The following is a 15,131-nucleotide window of genomic DNA, read 5'->3' as shown; positions in this document are numbered from 1 at the left end:
CCGCGGCCACTGGGCTCGCCGCAGCGGAAATTGCTGCACCACAACGGTTTGAACGAAGGAAGGACCTGATGGCATGCACATCGCATACCTGGTGATCACCGTGATCACCGTGATCACCACCGGCGGTATCGCCGTCGCCGACCTCATCCCGGCGAAATTCGTGTTGGCGAACTCGGCCGAGGTCGGCGTGCCTCGTTCGTGGCTACCTGCGTTGGCGTTGACGAAGCTGGCCGGGGCCGTCGGACTGGTCGCCGGGCTGGCCGGTCTGCCGGCGTTAGGTATCGCGGCCGCGGCCGGCCTGGTCCTGTTCTTCATCGGGGCGGTGCTGACTCACGTCAGGGCACGCGTCTTGTACAACATCGCCTTTCCGGGCGCGTTCCTGTGCCTGTCCGCAGCGTCGCTGGCGCTGCTGGTGATCCAGCGCTACTAGCTGGTCATGCGGCTCTTGACCGCGTCGTCCTGCTTCTTGGCCACATCCATCACGAAGTCCTGCGGAGCGGCATCGTTGGGTCCGCTGTCGAACTCCAGGTCGACGATGACCTTGCCCTCGGAGAACACCACGTAGGTCACCGATTTGGTGTTATCGGGCGACGGCCCGACCACGATGACTCCGTTGGTCCCCACCGCGAACGGCTGCGGGGCACCGGTGACGTATTTGCCCAGGGAGGCGGGGCGGTCCTTGGCGCCTTGGGCGGCCGACGCCGGGTCGGTAAACACGACGAGAAGATCGGTGATCGTGTGAGTCTTGGAGGTGTTGCTGAAGGTCACCGCCACCCCGGCCACGCCGCCCGGGTTCTGCTCCGGCGGACCCAAGGTCGTGTCGGCACCGATGTCGGCAGCCGAGACCAGCAAGTTGGAGTAGTCGGCCAGCGGCGCGGTCCCCGACGGCGCCGCACTCGACGCGGATGAGGACGCTGCCGAACTCGACGATGCCGCCGAAGTCGAGGACGACGTCGACGACGACGAGGAAGAGGAAGAGGACTTTTCATCTTTGCCACAGGCTGTCGTGGCGGTCAGCAAGGCGGTGACCGCCACCCCAACGCCGACGGTTCTTATCACACTCATCGCTTGCCTCCGTTTCATGACAGCTATTTCTACGGCACCTATCAGGTTCTCGGCAATACATGCAACCACGCGGTACGCAGGGCCGAACGAGCGACGATGACCCGCAAACTCCGCCGTCGTTGCGGGCGGCGCTGTTAGCGAGCCGATCGGGGCACGCTCAGGCCGGAAAATAGCGGACGTGATCGATCACTTTGCCGCGCCGGCCCAGGTCGGCAAACATAATGCCGCGCCCGTGAGCCGAATTGAGCGACACGGTGACCGTGGATCCCGCACCGATCATCTTGGTCCAGTTCGCGCCGGCGAGTTCCGCCGCGAATTCGGCGATGTCGAGCGGGTCGTTGTCACCTAAAGTGATTTCAGCAGCAGGTGATAGCGCGTGAGCCGCAGCCAAGGTATCGCCGCGCGAAACAGCGCCGAGGAATGTCTGCACCAGCGTCTTGTGCCGGGCACCGGGTCGGCGAAAGCCGGTCACGAAGCCCGCAGTTCCAGCCAGCCCTTGATTGTTGAGCAGATCTCGCGACAGTGCCACCGCGGGCGACACCGCCGACGATCCGGTCCGCAGGAACTGCAGCATCATCGCCGGTAGCTCCCAATACGCGCGCAGATGAGCAATCTGCCATTGGCCGTTCGCTTCTCGCAGGTCGTAACGCAGGAACGCGGGTATGTACATCGTGACGGCCGCACCCATCGACACCTCGAGTTCGAGGTCGCGCAGCACGACGGTGCCGAAGACGATGTCGATGTCGCGATGGAACTTGATCGCTCGCGGACCGATGAAAGTGTCGTAGAAGTCCCCGATCTGGACCCGGCCCAGATGCGGTCGGGAGCCGACCGGGTCTTCGATACGGCCGTCCTCGGTGAACAACCCCACCCAACCGGCGCGGTCGTGGGCGGCGGCCGCCCGGGGCGAGCGCTCCACCGCGGCCAGCAGGGACTCGCGGTCCAGTGGCACCACCATCAGATGCCCTCGACCACTTCGATTCCGGCACTTCGCATCTCGACTAGTGCTTGCGCGGCCGAACTCGGCGACACCGCTGCGGTCAGGTCGAGCAGGACCCGGGTGCTCAAACCGCTGCGCGCCGCGTCCTCGGCGGTTCGCCGGACGCAGTGGTCGGTGGCGATGCCGACGATGTCGACCTCGTCGACGCCGCGCTGCCGCAGCCACTCGAGCAGCGAGGTCCCGCTCTCGTCGGCACCCTCGAAGCCGCTATAGGCCGCCGCGCGGGCGCCTTTGCGGAATACCGCCTCGATCGGCCGGGTGTCGAGGTCGGGACGAAATTCCACTCCCGGACTTCCGACAACGCAGTGCGGCGGCCAGGACGACGAGTAGTCGGGGTGGTCGGAGAAATGGTCGCCCGGGTTGATATGGAAATCCTTGGTGGCCACCACGTGTTGGTAGCCGGGCTCGCGGGCCAGATAGTCGTTGATGGCACCGGCCACTTCAGCGCCGCCGCGCACGGGCAGCGAGCCGCCCGCGCAAAAGTCGTTTTGCACGTCGACGATGATCAACGCTCGCACGCGCTCCACCATATCGCCGTCAACTGCGGCAGAGTCGGTTTGTTTGCCGACTCCCCGGGTACACCCCCTGCCATGGTGATCCGCAGAATCGCACGTCCCCTCTTGTCGGTTGCCTTTATCGGCCAAGGAGTTGAATCCCTACTTAATCCGAAAGCTGCCGCCGAGGCCGCAGCCCCCGCGGTGGATGGCCTGCAGGCGTTGCCGGACCAAGTGGCCCGCAGTATGCCCAACGACCCCCAAACGTTCGCCCAGATAACCGCCGGTGTTCAGATCGGCGGCGGGCTGCTGCTGGCCACCGGGAAAATGCCGCGCGTCGCGTCGGCCGTACTTGCCCTGACGGTGCTGCCGGCCAACTTCGGCTCCTACTCGTTCTGGAATGAGAGCGACCCGCAGCGCAAAGCCGAGCGACGCCGCGAGTTCCTGAAAGACCTGAGCCTGCTGGGTGGGTTGATGATCGCGTCCGCCGACACCGCCGGCAAGCCGTCGCTGGGATGGCGCGGCCGCAAGGCAGCCGAGCGGCTGTCCGACCGGGTGTCCTCGGTGCTGCCCGGGTCCGACGACGCATTGTTCGACACCGACCTCGGTGAGCTCGGCGAAAAGATCGCGCACGGCCTGCACGTTGGCGCCGAACGCGGTCGCGAACTGGCCAGCACCGCCGCCGAGCGCGGCGCGCCCTACGCCGAGGCCGCCCTCGACCGCGGCCGCGAACTGGCCAGCACCGCCGCCGAGCGCGGCGCGCCCTACGCCGAGCTCGCCCTCGACCGCGGCCGCGAACTGGCCAGTGCGGCCGCCGAGCGCGCCGAGCCGCTGGCCAAGAAGGCCCGCAAGCGCGGTGAGCAGCTGGCCGACGAGGTGGCCGAGCGAGCCGAAAAGGCGCGCAAGCGCAGCGAGAAGCTGGCGGAAGAGGCCGCCGACAAGGCCGGACCACTGGCGAAGAAGGCGCGCAAGCGCAGCGAGAAGCTGGCCAAGAACGCTCGGGTGCGTGGCGAAGAATTCGCCGAATCCGCACGCACGCACGGCAACCAGATAGCCGACGCGGCGCGCGACCGAGTCGGCGGGCAGGCCAATACCCGTCGTCGTCCCTGGTAGCGGCTAGCCCGCCAGGAAGGTGTCGACGATCGCGTCGACACCTTGATCGATGTCGACGGTGACCCCGGGCTCGTCGGCCCCCAGCGGTTCCAACGTGTCGAGTTGTGACCGCAGCAATGCGGCCGGCATGAAATGGTCCGATCTGGCCGCCAACCGCGCGCCGATCAGTTCCGGGGAGCCGCTCAGATACAGGAACTCCACGCCCGGGCAGTGCGCCCGCAACTGGTCGCGGTAGCTGCGTTTGAGCGCCGAGCAACTCGCTACCCCACCCGCACGGTGATCGGCCAACCATTGCCCGACACGTTCCAGCCACGGACGGCGATCCTGGTCGCTAAGCGGTTGCCCGGCGGTCATCCTGGCCACGTTGGCCGGTGGATGCAGACTGTCGGCGTCGACGAAGGGCACCTGCAACCGCTGGGCGAGCGCGCGGCCTACCGTCGACTTGCCCGACCCGGACACACCCATCACCACGACGGTCGGCACCGCGCCTAAGTCTGTCGCTCGAGGTTGCGGTTCCATTCCATCCAGCCGACGCCGCTGCGGCCGTCCGCGGTGTCGATGCTGACCCAGGCGCGGGCGAACTCACTGACCTGTCCGTCGGGGCCGGTCAGCAGCACCGGGGCGTGGCCATGGATGTCGACGTCGCCGCGCAGGCCGCCGGGGTCCAGACTCAAGGTCATTTTCAGCGGTAACCCGTTGTCGCCGAATGCTCTTGGGTTCGTCACGGTGTGCAGTTCGGTGACGTTGCGGTCGGCGTCCTGGATGTAACCGATCCCCACCGGAGGAACATTCGGGATGTTGATGTCCAACCCGTGCAGGTGCGTGCCGTCGCCGAGGTGCAGCGCACTCCACATCCAGTCCATGCTCCACCAGTCGCGGACACCCCACGAGTGATCACGCTGTCCCGCAACAGAATCCATCCGATAGGTGGTGCCGTTGACGGAGACGGTTCCTGTGACGGTGCAGGGTATTTCGTAGCGCGTCGTCACCCGGTACTTGTATGGGGCGCCGTCGGTGGTCCACACCAGATTCATTGTCACGTCGGCGGGTGTTCCCGGTTCGCCGCGCAATATCGCCGACGGGTCCGCGTAGGACTGCCCCTTCGCGCGCACGTCGACCCGGTAGGTCTGCAGTGGCGCGCTGGCGGCGTGGCTGATTTCGAAGGCATCGGTGCGCAGCACCCACGGGTCTTCGGGCAGCGGAACTTCGTAATCGAGCACCGCGACGGTCGGCAGGTCCGGTCCGCACACCAGCACCTGAACCCAGGCGGCCCGCTGGTTGGCGACCAGGCCGATGCGGAACCAGCCGCCGAATCCCTGTGCCGCATCGACGAAGTCGGCATACCAGCTCTCGCTCCACAGCGGCTCGTCGGTCGGCACATGCGCAAGTTCGTCGTCATCGGTTGGCCGTAGCGGTTCGGGCGCGACCGCATTGGGCAGCGTCGCCAGCGCGTCGGTATCGAGGACATGATCGCAGTGCCGCGCGAGCATTGTCATGAACATCAGGTCGCCGCGCTCGGTTCGTTCCACCAGCATCGACGACACGATCGCCATCATCACGCCGAAAAAGCTTTGCCGCCGAACACCTTCGGTGACATCGGCAAGCGTGATCGGCGGTTGGGGACCGAGCGCCTCGTGGTAAGCCCGCAGCAACGCGTCGTAGTGTGCCCGACGATCCTGTGTCCCCAGTGCGCAGCCGAGGAAGTAGGCCAGGTCGGTAAACGGCAAACCCCAGGAGACGGTCTGCCAGTCGACGACGGTCAGCGCGCGGTCGGCTCCGTCGACGCCGAACAACAGGTTGTCCAGCCGGTAGTCGCCGTGGACCAGGCCCAGGATCCGGTTTCGTTCCGTTTCGGCGGCCAGATAGGCATCGAACGCCCCGACCAGGCGTTCGCACACCATGCGGTGCGCCGGCGCGATCTGGTCGCCGTAGCGGTCGAGGAAGCCGGCATACAGCGGGGCGATCATGGCCTGGTTTAGCGGTGCGTCCCGATTGAGCCAGGGCGCGTCGGCCAGCGAGGTGTCGCCGAGCAGCGGGCCGTGCAGCCGCCCCAACTCGACGACCGCCACGGTGGCCTGTTCGATTGTGGCACCGGCGATTTCGTTGCCGACAATTGCCGGAACGGCGTCGCCGAGCAGCAGATCGAAGACACCGGTCGAGGTGTCGATCGCGGCGTGATAGCACGGTGCGATCGGTCCGCCCAGGCGTGGCGCGATATCGCTGTAGAAACGGACTTCACGCTCGTAGAGGCCCAGCGCCAACCCGGTTTGCCGACTGATCGGATCGCTGGCCGCGACCTTCAACACCGCCGACTCCGGTCCCGCGACCCCATCCACGTAGCGCAGCCGCACCCGGTAGCACTCACTCATCTGGCCGGTACCGATGCGTTCGGTCTCGAAGTCGGCGACCTGGCCGGCGCCGATCGTGGCGGTCAACCACGAAGCGGTGAGATCACTGGGTCGTTCGACTGGCTGGGTCTGCATTGACGTCCTTTGGCCGAATTTGCGCTGACGGGTTCAGCGTGCCACGTCAGCGTGCCAGGTCACTGCGCCAATGAGAAGCCTGCCCACGCCATCCGGCGATGCGGGTGCGGATCGAATTCGACACGGCTCTTGCGGTCGAAGACCATCACGGCGCGGTCGTCGACGGTGTAGGCGGGCCAGTCCTCACCCGGCACCCCGCCGCGACTGAATGCTCGCCAACGGCGCTGCACCTCGTTGCTGACCCGAATTGCGGCGCGCTGATCGGCCGCCGCGGTCAAGAACGCCCCGAGCCGGGTTCGATAGAAGTCGAAAACGGCCAACAACTCGGTGGCATGGGTCGCACCCAACCCCGACCAGCGCAGCATCCGCGGAGCGTAGTCGTAGCGATACAGATACGTCGGGGCGTGATGACTGTGCGCCTCGGCCAGCTGCCAGGCCGCCGAGCTGAATGCGAAGTCGCCGCCCAGCTGGATGCATGCCGAGGATGACGGGTAGCCCGGGTAAGCGGCCATAATGCGTTCGCGGGCAACCGGTTCCAGGTCGGCCAGCAACTCCTCGATCATCGACTCATTGGTCGGCAGCATCTTGAGGAACCTGGTGAACAACCGGCCTTCTTCGGCGTTGGTGCCCACGATCAGCGGGACCCGATGCGCCCGACCGTTCTGCATCGCCAGCACCGGGTCTTCGGGCAGGCAGTCGTCGCCGATCACCGGGCCGATCGGGAAGGCGCCCAGCCTGTTCTCCATGCCCTGGTCGATCAGCCGGTGTTGGGTCTCGACGAGTTGCGCCGGGGATGCCTGCATCAGCGCGTTGGCGGCATCCTCGGGACGCGCGCCCAGCAACTCGGCGAACCTCGTCGCGAACTGCGCCGAAATCTCCTTCGACCGAACCAGGCCCGATGCCGGGCTTTCGGCAATCGCCTGCGCGAACAGGCCTTCGGCTGCCGGCACCGCCAACAACGTGGCGGCGATACAAGCACCGGCGCTTTCGCCGAAAATGGTGACGTTGCCGGGATCGCCGCCGAATCCCGCGATGTTCTCTCGAATCCACTGCAGCGCCATCACCAGGTCGCGCAGGTACAGATTGCTGTCGATGGTGGTGTCCGCGGTCGACAACGAGGACAGGTCAAGACATCCCAGCGCACCCAGTCGGTAGTTGACCGATACGTACACGCAACCGCGACGGACCATCGCCGCACCGTCGTAGAGCGGGACCGCGGAGCTGCCCAGGATGTATCCGCCGCCGTGAATGAAGACCATGACCGGTAACGGTTCGTCGTGGCCCGACTCCGGCGCAACGACGTTGAGGGTGAGGCAATCCTCGCTCATCGGCTGGTATCGGCCGACACCCAGCATTGTGTAGCGGCGCTGCTGGGGCGCGCAGCTGGTGAAACCGTGGCAATGACGCACGCCCGACCAGGCCTGCGCCGGCTGCGGCGCCCGCAACCGCAGCCGTCCGACCGGCGGCCGGGCATAGGGAATGGATCGCCAACGGTTGACGCCATCACGGGTGAAGCCTTCGACGATGCCGTTGGCGGTGCGTGCGCGGATAGTGCGCTCGTGCATACGCCGACGGTAGCCGACACTACGTAGACAAAGCGCGCGTAGCGGCTAAATCCGCGGTGTGACGGATAGCCTGTCGGCATGCGAATGGCCGTCTGGGTCACACTCTCGGTGCTGGTGGCCGCCGGATGCTCGCACCGCGGCGGCGGTCAATCGGCACCCAGCCAGGCACCGAACACAACCGCGGTGTCGGGTTACTCCCCCACCAGCACGGTCTCACCCGGGAGTAAACCGCCGGGGCCGTCGGCCGTCCCAGCGGCCGGCGCGCCGATCTCCGATGTCATCGCCTGGATCGAAGCAGGTCATCCCGCCGATCCGGCCCGCTATCACGCGGTCGTCCGCGACGGCGTCACCACCCAGCTCGGTCCCGACGTCGCCTTCAGCGTCCCGGCCGCCAAGCTCGCATGCACGACGGATTCCGCACACACCGGCGGTGCGCTGACCTGCCTGGTCGAGCTGTCCAGTCCGCCGCCCCGCCCGGACACCGCCTACGGCGAATGGAAAGGCGGCTGGGTCACCTTCGACGGGACGAACCTGCAGATCGGAGCGGCCCGCGCCGACCCGGGGCCGTTCGTCTACGGCAATGGGGCCGAATTGGCGGGCGGGGACACGTTGTCCTATGACGACTATCGCTGTCGCGCCGACCAGGCCGGCCTGTTCTGCGTGAACTACGCCCGTCAGTCGGCCGTACGGTTCAGCAGCGCCGGGATCCAGCAGTTCGGCTGTCTGCGGTCGGTGCCGCCGCCCGACGGCATCGGCATTGCGTTCAGCTGCTGATCACGGCAACTCATGAAGCCATGATCATGGCGAAGAGCTCGGCCATCTCGTCGGCGGGTCCCCCGGGCACCGTGTAGCCGGCTTCGTCGCGAATTTGCCCCAGGTTGTCCCGCACCTCTTCGATTGACAATTCGGGACTGTAGAAGCCTTTGGTCCGCCCGATGAAAAATCGCGAAACATGGCCTGCACCAACGGTATAAACCTCGCCCGACACCGGGCAATCGCGATGTGTCAGGAAAGCCGCCACCGGAGCAACCAGGGCCGGATCCAGCTTCTTGAGGTAATGGTTCGTCAGGTCGTCCAACACGGCTCGCGCCGCCGCGTCGGCCGGGGGCGCGGCACCGTCGATCGAGTGCGTCAGCATCCGCGTGTAGGCGATCGGGGCGACGGCGTTGACCTTGATATCGCCGCCAGCACCTTCGGCGGCCAGCACATGGGTGAAACCGAGCAGCCCGGTCTTGGCCGAGCCGTAGTTGCTCATTCCGGCATTGCCCAGAATGCCGGCTGCCGAAGTGGTGTTGAGGATCCGGCCATACCCCTGCTCGCGCATCACCTTCCATGCCGGTCGCGTCACGTGGAAAGCACCCCGCAAATGCACATCCAGCAGCGGCTCGAAGCGCTCGGCGGTCATGTCCTCGAACGGCGCATCCCGAACGATTCCGGCATTGTTGATCACGATATCGACGCGGCCCCATGCGCTCAGGGCGGTATCGATAATCGCCTGTCCCCCTTCGGCGCTGGTCACGCTGTGGCTGTCCGCAACGGCCTGGCCGCCCAGCTCGCGAATCTCGTGTGCGGCGGCGTCCGCCGCCTGGTTGCTCGAACCATCGCCCGTCACCGAACCACCGATGTCGTTGACGACGACGCGCGCACCCCGAGACGCCAGCAACAGCGCGTACTGCTTGCCCAGGCCGCCGCCGGCACCGGTGATGACGGCAACCTGATCGTCGAACCTCAGCTCGTTCACCAACTGACCGGCAGTTCCTTCATGCCGTAGATGTCCGCTTCTTTGAACTTCAGCTTGTCCGCAGAGACCGCCAATGTGAGTCCGGGCAGTCGTCGTGCCAACGTCGCGAACGCGACCTGCATCTCGACACGGGCCAGATTCTGTCCGATACACTGATGCGCGCCGTAACCAAACCCCAAGTGCCCATGCGTATTCCGTTCGGGGTCGAAGCGTTCAGGGTTATCGACGAACTCGGCGTCCCAGTTTCCGGCGGGTATGTTCATCAAGACCATGTCACCGGCCCGGATCATCTGACCGCCCAGAACGAAGTCTTCGGTCGCCACCCGGTCCACCTGGCTGTGCACGATGGACAGATACCGCATCAACTCTTCGACGATGTTGGCGATGACGGAATTGTCGTCGGTACGGCCCAGACGTTCGTAAACCTCTGGATGCTCGAGCAGCGCGACCGTTCCCAGCGAGATCATATTCGCGCTGGTTTCGTGACCGGCAAGCATCATCACCACGCCGTTCATCGCCGCCGTCTCGCGGGTGAGGTGACCCGTCGCGACGTAGTCGGTGACAAGGCGGCTGATCATGTCGTCGCCCGGGTCGTGCGTCCGGCGTTCCACCAAGTCCTGTATGTAGACGTACATCTCGGCGAAGGCCTGTGCCCTGACGTCGTCGGGTGTGGCGACCTCGAGCCCCAGCGTCGAGTTGCGCTGGAACAGTTCCAGGTCTTCGGGCGGCACACCCAGCAACAGCGCTATAACCAGCGACGGGATGGGCAGCGCGAAGTCGCTGACCAGGTCGGCGGGCGGCCCGTTGCCGATCATCTGTTCGATGAATTCGTCCACCGTTTCCTGGATCTGCGGCCGCATCGACTCGCAACGCCGGAAAGTGAAGTCGCGCACCAACATCCGGCGCAGCCGATTGTGTTCGGGATCGTCGATGCGCGGGAACATCACCGGCACGGTGCTGTCCGGGCTCTCGGGCTTGAACGAGGCGGGGATGGTATCGGCGGACAGCCGCGGGTCGAGCAGCGCCGCCCTGATGTCGTGATAGCGGCTCACCACCCAGGTCGGTTGGCCGTGATACATCGCCTTGCGCAGTCCGGGCTCGTCGCGCCAGTTGACGAACTCGGCCGGCGGGTGCAGCGGGCACTGCGTCGCACGTTGAACGGGTATGACGGGCAGGCTGGATTCGGAGGTTTCGAAAGCAATTGACATTAGCCGCATTTCCCCATAAGTGTCAGTTGGCTGCCAGTTGCATCAGCGTAGAACCTAGCGGACTGGCAGTCAACTGTCAGTTAGGCTGTCACCATGACCGCGGTGGAAGACCGGCCGTTGCGGGCCGACGCGGCGCGCAACGTCGAGCGCATCCTGCGCGCGGCGCGGGAAGTCTATGGTCAGCTGGGGCCCGACGCCCCGGTGGAAGCGGTCGCGCGGCACGCCGGCGTGGGTGAGCGCACGCTCTACCGCAGATTCCCGGCAAAGGCTGACCTGGTGCGGGCCGCCCTGGACCAAAGCATCGCCGAGGACCTCACACCGGTGATCGAAAGCGCCCGCCGTGCGACGGATCCGCTGTGGGGTCTCACCCAGCTGATCGAAGCGGCGATATCGCTGGGAGCCCGCGAACACAACCTGCTGACCGCCGCACGCCGGGCCGGATCGCTCACGTCCGACATCTCGGTTTCGCTCAACGAAGCGCTGGGCGAGCTTGTGCGAGAAGGCCAGCGGGTGGGCAGCATCCGCGACGACCTGGTCGCCGACGACCTTCCCCGCCTGGTCGCGATGCTCTTCGGTGTGCTGTCCACGATGGCGACCGGCAGCGACGGCTGGCGACGGTATGTCGCCCTTGTCGTCGATGCGATCTCGGTCAACGAACGACAGCCATTGCCGCCGCCCGTCGCATTGCATTACGAGGCCAGGCCGGACAGCTGGCCGCTGTAGCGGTCAACCCTCGGCCCACATCGCGCCGCGCATTGTCGCGGACAGCGGAATATCCTCTACCGCAACAAGTCCCTGCGGTGCGCGACACACCCATTCGATCGCATTGACCGCGCGACCCGCCGTCGAAATGCAGCCTGCGTCAGTGGAATCCAGCACCGGGTGCGAAAGGTGAGTGTTGATCTCGACGCGCGGTTCGCCCTCCACGACGACACGGTGCACCCCGGTGTGACCCTCGGGCGGGAATTCCCAGTCCGGTGCCGCCGCGTTGGTCAGCCTGGTGACATGTTCGAGGGTGATCACCGGTTTGCCATCGCGCACGCCCTCGGTCGCAAAACGCACCGCGGCCATCTGTCCCGGCTCGACCGTCATCATCGTGCAGTCGATTCGTTGGGGCGTGTACCAGGGCTCGACGCGCTGGCGCACCTCGTCGAGCTTGATGTCCAGATTGTCCGCCAGACTCCGGGCCTGACCACCCCACATCGACACAATCACCCCGGGCAGAAACATCATCGGCGAATCGTCGTCTTCAGTCGATCCGAACCCCATTGCAGCGCCGGTGAACTCGGCATCATCGTAGTTCCCGTAATCGAAGATCTCCTGCACGGTGATCGAATCGACGCGAGTCGTCAGGCTGACCGCCGCATGTACGAGCGTATCGCCGGAGAAGCCGGGATCGACGCCGTTGACGTAAAGCGAGGTGTTGCCCGCCGCGCAGGCGCGCTCCAGGGGCTCGCGCAACCAGTCTTCGGCGTGGCGTGGTGTGACCAGCCAGACCATCGAGGTACCGACGACATTGGTGCCCGCGGCGAGGAACTTAGACATCTGCTCGATCGCTTCCATCGGCCGGGTCTCGCCCTGCGACGTGTACACCACACAATCGGCACCGAGGTCCACCAGGGCATCGATGTCATCGGTGGCGACAACGCCGGTCGGAGTGTCGAGTCCGCACAGCTGAGCCGCGTCCTTGCCGATCTTGTCCGCGCTTGCGGCGTGCACGCCGACAAGTTCGAGGTCCGGCCGGCCGATGATCGCCCGCAGCGAATGCCGGCCCACATTCCCAGTGGAGAACTGGATCACTCTGCGCATCGTTACGTCATCCTTCCCGTGGTGGTTCTCGTCTGCACCGGCCGGTTAGAGCACGCAGATTTCGCCCGTCGTGCCGTCGACCTCGATCAGCGCACCCGACGGCAATGAGGTGGTTGCCCCGTGAACATCGACCACGCAGGGGAATCCGAACTCGCGGGCCACGACGGCCGCGTGTGACATCGGCCCGCCGAGTTCTGTCACGACCGCCGCGGCGTAGCAGAAAGCCGCGGTGTACCCGACGTCGGTAACCTCCGCGACCAGAATCTCACCGGGTTGCAGGTCGTCGATCGTTTCGGGCCGCACGATCCGCACCCGGCCGCGCACCCGTCCCCCGCACACGCCGACGCCGTGCAGGGTGTCTCCGCTGGAAAGAACCGGCGCCGACGTGGTGGACGGCTCCCACCTCCCGCTGAATACCGTTGGCGGAGCGACGGTGACCAGACGGCGCCGCTCGGCCCGGCGGCGTGCCACCAGCTTCTTGACGTCGGGCGGCAGGGCGTCGAGTTCGTCGACCAGCAGGTAGAACACGTCGTCGGCGGCGTCGAAGACCCCGGCGTCGACCATCCTGCGCCCGTATTCGCGCAGCAGACCGCGCAGCACCCAGTTGGCGCGCACCACCTTGTCGCGACGTGCTTCGCGGTCGCGCAGTTGGAGTGCAGCCAGCACCGCGACCGGCTTGGCCCGCAACGGAATTCGCGGATGATGCGGGGTGGGCGCCGCCGGCGCGCTCATTGCCCTGGCCACCATCCGGATCAGCAGCTCGGGGTCATCGGCATAGCTCGTTGAGAGCATCTCGAGCTCGGCGGGGCCGCGGTGACCGATCAACGCCAGCTCGGCCAGCACCGCGGCGTGGAATTGCGGCGCGTCGACGGCCAGCTTGTCGAGCCGCTCTCCCGGTTCGTCCAACAGCCGCACCACATTCGGATCACGTTGTGCCGCAAGAACCAAGCGATGCATCGCGGCTACCGAGCGAGCACTGACCAGTTCCGGCCCCGCGGCCGGGGAGGTGTCGCGGCCGCACAAGCCGCGCAGCAACACGTTGAACGCGGCGCACAGCATGAATGACGCCGAGGCCAGCACCCATCCGTGCACCACCTGGTCGCGCGCCAACCCGATCAGGCTCAGCAGTCGGCGATCGTCGAGCTGAGTGACATCTTCGGCCAGCCGTTCCAGGCGGTCTACGTCGGCGATGAAGTCTTCGGTATCGCGGGATGCGCCGGAGCTCAGGCCCACGAGATTGACACCGAACACCCCGATATTGCGGGCATTGCGCAGTTGCCTTCGGGCCCGGCCGATTTCGGCGGGCCGCTGCTCACCGAACACGGGCAGCGACGCCATGCTGGGTCCGAAGAACCCGCTGTTGCTGACGATCATCGACGGCTTGGCGAACGGCACGGTTTCGGCCATGAAGTGCGCCGATGTAATCGCCCCGTACAACCGATGGGCGAACACCGCGACGGTGCGCATGGCGATTTCGCGCTGGACCATTCCGCCCGGCCGCAGCCGCTCGGCAATGATGGCGCCGCCGGCGCGCAACCCGCGTACGGTCGCCGACGCCGAGGCGGGCGAAAACGGCCCTGGCAGCGCCTCGGACAAATTGGTGGCCAGGAAGGTGGGAAAGCGCGGGTCGATCGGGGTGTCGAACTCGCCGTTATCTCCCGGCGGACCAGCCAATCTGGGGACCTCTCCGTCATCGGCTGCCGCATCGACGGCCGGCAGGTCCGCGACGTTGGCCAGCCGCCACGGCAGCGACACGACCCGCTTGCCCAGCGCGATGCGGCCGCGCACCGCGATCGCGAAGTCCTCGATACATTCGTCGCAGTTCCACGCCGGCTGGAATCCCCACTGCTCGCGCAGCCGCGCGGTATCCATCAGCGGGGCGCCGCGCACCAGCTCCAGCTCGCCGCGTCGTGCCCAAGGCCGCAACGGCCCGGGCAGCCGCAGGGTCGGACGACCGAGCGCGGCCGCGATCTGACGGAACGTCTGCCCACCCGCGGCGGCCAGATTGACTGGGCCGTGGGCAATGTCGGCGTCCGCTACGGCGCGGGTGAACAGCCGCAGTGCGTCGTCGAGGTGGACGACCTGAATGCGGCGATCGTCAGATCCGTGCGGGAACGCCGGCGACGCCAGCAGACCGCGCACCCAGTTGTCGACGTTGCGCCCGACGATCAGCGCCGAGCGGATCGCGACCCACTCGGCGTCCAACCCACCCAGCAGATCCTCGACGCGGGCCTGATGCACGCCGTCGGCCAGCACCGGAACCATCGGCTGCTGCTCGCCTTTCGGCCCGTCAGCCCTGCCGTAGACGTGCGCGGACGAGGCGAAAACAATGCGCCTGGAACCGGTTTCGGCCATCGCTTCCAGGACGTTGACCGTGCCACCGACGTTGACCTCATGACCGATGCGTTCGTCGGGTCCGGGGCAGCGTGCCCAGGCGAGATGCACGACGACGTCCGCGCCCGCGATCCCACGTTTGACCGCGCTCGCGTCCCGGATATCTGCCTCGATGAAATCGGCTGCGCTCGACCAGCTTTGGGGTCGGTGCCGCGCGATCCCCATGACCTCGTGGCCCTGGCTGAGCAGCCGGGCGGACAGACCGCGGCCGAGGACACCGCTGGCCCCGGTGACCGCGACTCTCACTGACTACTGGCTT

The 15,131-nt window shown here is 66.4% G+C and carries 14 protein-coding genes; 4 read left to right on the top strand and 10 right to left on the bottom strand.

Annotation, left to right across the window (positions count from 1 at the left end):
- Positions 1-73 precede the first annotated feature (73 nt).
- Positions 74-430, top strand: coding sequence for a DoxX family protein (locus AAHS21_RS20660; protein ID WP_342929425.1), 357 nt, complete (start codon positions 74-76; stop codon positions 428-430).
- On the opposite strand, the gene AAHS21_RS20655 is transcribed toward AAHS21_RS20660, so the two are convergent.
- From AAHS21_RS20655 to pncA, 3 genes are all read right to left on the bottom strand, one after another.
- A complete protein-coding gene (locus AAHS21_RS20655; protein ID WP_342929424.1) occupies positions 427-1,065 on the bottom strand; it encodes a hypothetical protein in 639 nt (212 codons plus the stop codon). The two genes, AAHS21_RS20660 and AAHS21_RS20655, sit on opposite strands and share 4 nt — an antisense overlap.
- Positions 1,066-1,222: 157 nt before the next feature.
- Positions 1,223-2,023: a ketosteroid isomerase family protein gene (locus tag AAHS21_RS20650; protein WP_342929423.1), complete on the bottom strand. Its 801-nt coding sequence runs from the start codon at positions 2,021-2,023 to the stop codon at positions 1,223-1,225.
- Entirely contained in the window at positions 2,023-2,583 is a 561-nt protein-coding gene (gene pncA, locus AAHS21_RS20645) for a pyrazinamidase PncA (protein ID WP_342929422.1), read from the bottom strand. Before pncA ends, AAHS21_RS20650 begins: the two co-directional genes overlap by 1 nt.
- A 72-nt stretch (positions 2,584-2,655) precedes the next feature.
- Between pncA and AAHS21_RS20640 the strand changes: the two genes are divergently transcribed.
- Complete coding sequence (locus AAHS21_RS20640; RefSeq protein ID WP_342929421.1) at positions 2,656-3,672, top strand: DoxX family membrane protein; 1,017 nt, start codon at positions 2,656-2,658, stop codon at positions 3,670-3,672.
- A 3-nt stretch (positions 3,673-3,675) separates the two neighbouring features.
- On the opposite strand, the gene AAHS21_RS20635 is transcribed toward AAHS21_RS20640, so the two are convergent.
- Genes AAHS21_RS20635 through AAHS21_RS20625 form a run of 3 tightly spaced genes read right to left on the bottom strand, consistent with a single transcriptional unit; the run spans position 3,676 to position 7,720 of the window.
- Positions 3,676-4,137 (bottom strand): gluconokinase, encoded by a 462-nt coding sequence (locus tag AAHS21_RS20635; protein WP_342929510.1) that lies wholly within the window; start codon positions 4,135-4,137, stop codon positions 3,676-3,678.
- Between the two features lie 23 nt (positions 4,138-4,160).
- Positions 4,161-6,155: a phosphotransferase gene (locus tag AAHS21_RS20630; RefSeq protein ID WP_342929420.1), complete on the bottom strand. Its 1,995-nt coding sequence runs from the start codon at positions 6,153-6,155 to the stop codon at positions 4,161-4,163.
- Between the two features lie 59 nt (positions 6,156-6,214).
- Entirely contained in the window at positions 6,215-7,720 is a 1,506-nt protein-coding gene (locus tag AAHS21_RS20625; protein ID WP_342929419.1) for a carboxylesterase/lipase family protein, read from the bottom strand.
- A gap of 78 nt (positions 7,721-7,798) precedes the next feature.
- On the opposite strand from AAHS21_RS20625, the gene AAHS21_RS20620 reads away from it, so the two are divergent.
- Complete coding sequence (locus AAHS21_RS20620; protein WP_342929418.1) at positions 7,799-8,494, top strand: hypothetical protein; 696 nt, start codon at positions 7,799-7,801, stop codon at positions 8,492-8,494.
- Positions 8,495-8,504: 10 nt separating this feature from the next.
- Here AAHS21_RS20620 and AAHS21_RS20615 read toward each other — a convergent pair whose 3' ends face one another.
- The gene (locus tag AAHS21_RS20615) at positions 8,505-9,461 is read right to left on the bottom strand and encodes an SDR family NAD(P)-dependent oxidoreductase (protein ID WP_342929417.1); all 957 of its coding nucleotides are present in this window, start codon (positions 9,459-9,461) and stop codon (positions 8,505-8,507) included.
- Complete coding sequence (locus AAHS21_RS20610; protein ID WP_342929416.1) at positions 9,458-10,669, bottom strand: cytochrome P450; 1,212 nt, start codon at positions 10,667-10,669, stop codon at positions 9,458-9,460. Before AAHS21_RS20610 ends, AAHS21_RS20615 begins: the two co-directional genes overlap by 4 nt.
- 93 nt (positions 10,670-10,762) lie before the next feature.
- Between AAHS21_RS20610 and AAHS21_RS20605 the strand changes: the two genes are divergently transcribed.
- On the top strand, positions 10,763-11,392 hold the full coding sequence (locus AAHS21_RS20605) for a helix-turn-helix domain-containing protein (protein WP_342929415.1): 630 nt from the start codon (positions 10,763-10,765) through the stop codon (positions 11,390-11,392).
- Positions 11,393-11,395: 3 nt separating this feature from the next.
- On the opposite strand, the gene AAHS21_RS20600 is transcribed toward AAHS21_RS20605, so the two are convergent.
- Both AAHS21_RS20600 and AAHS21_RS20595 read right to left on the bottom strand, forming a co-directional pair.
- Positions 11,396-12,478 carry a dihydrodipicolinate reductase gene (locus tag AAHS21_RS20600; RefSeq protein ID WP_342929414.1) on the bottom strand — a complete coding sequence of 361 codons (1,083 nt, stop codon included), beginning with the start codon at positions 12,476-12,478 and terminating at the stop codon, positions 11,396-11,398.
- Between the two features lie 45 nt (positions 12,479-12,523).
- Complete coding sequence (locus AAHS21_RS20595) at positions 12,524-15,118, bottom strand: sugar epimerase family protein (protein ID WP_342929413.1); 2,595 nt, start codon at positions 15,116-15,118, stop codon at positions 12,524-12,526.
- Positions 15,119-15,131: the final 13 nt, after the last annotated feature.

It is taken from the genome of Mycobacterium sp. 050272 (genome assembly GCF_039023525.1).
Classification (GTDB): domain Bacteria; phylum Actinomycetota; class Actinomycetes; order Mycobacteriales; family Mycobacteriaceae; genus Mycobacterium.
This window is presented reverse-complemented; position numbering and strand designations above follow the sequence as displayed.

Bases quoted from the DNA above. Each gene is read 5' to 3' on its own strand.
- AAHS21_RS20660 (WP_342929425.1), top strand. From the start codon at position 74: ATGCACATCGCATACCTGGTGATCACCGTGATCACCGTGATCACCACC.
- AAHS21_RS20655 (WP_342929424.1), bottom strand. From the start codon at position 1,065: ATGAGTGTGATAAGAACCGTCGGCGTTGGGGTGGCGGTCACCGCCTTG.
- AAHS21_RS20650 (WP_342929423.1), bottom strand. From the start codon at position 2,023: ATGGTGGTGCCACTGGACCGCGAGTCCCTGCTGGCCGCGGTGGAGCGC.
- AAHS21_RS20640 (WP_342929421.1), top strand. From the start codon at position 2,656: ATGGTGATCCGCAGAATCGCACGTCCCCTCTTGTCGGTTGCCTTTATC.
- AAHS21_RS20635 (WP_342929510.1), bottom strand. From the start codon at position 4,137: ATGGGTGTGTCCGGGTCGGGCAAGTCGACGGTAGGCCGCGCGCTCGCC.
- AAHS21_RS20630 (WP_342929420.1), bottom strand. From the start codon at position 6,155: ATGCAGACCCAGCCAGTCGAACGACCCAGTGATCTCACCGCTTCGTGG.
- AAHS21_RS20625 (WP_342929419.1), bottom strand. From the start codon at position 7,720: ATGCACGAGCGCACTATCCGCGCACGCACCGCCAACGGCATCGTCGAA.
- AAHS21_RS20620 (WP_342929418.1), top strand. From the start codon at position 7,799: ATGCGAATGGCCGTCTGGGTCACACTCTCGGTGCTGGTGGCCGCCGGA.
- AAHS21_RS20610 (WP_342929416.1), bottom strand. From the start codon at position 10,669: ATGTCAATTGCTTTCGAAACCTCCGAATCCAGCCTGCCCGTCATACCC.
- AAHS21_RS20605 (WP_342929415.1), top strand. From the start codon at position 10,763: ATGACCGCGGTGGAAGACCGGCCGTTGCGGGCCGACGCGGCGCGCAAC.
- AAHS21_RS20600 (WP_342929414.1), bottom strand. From the start codon at position 12,478: ATGCGCAGAGTGATCCAGTTCTCCACTGGGAATGTGGGCCGGCATTCG.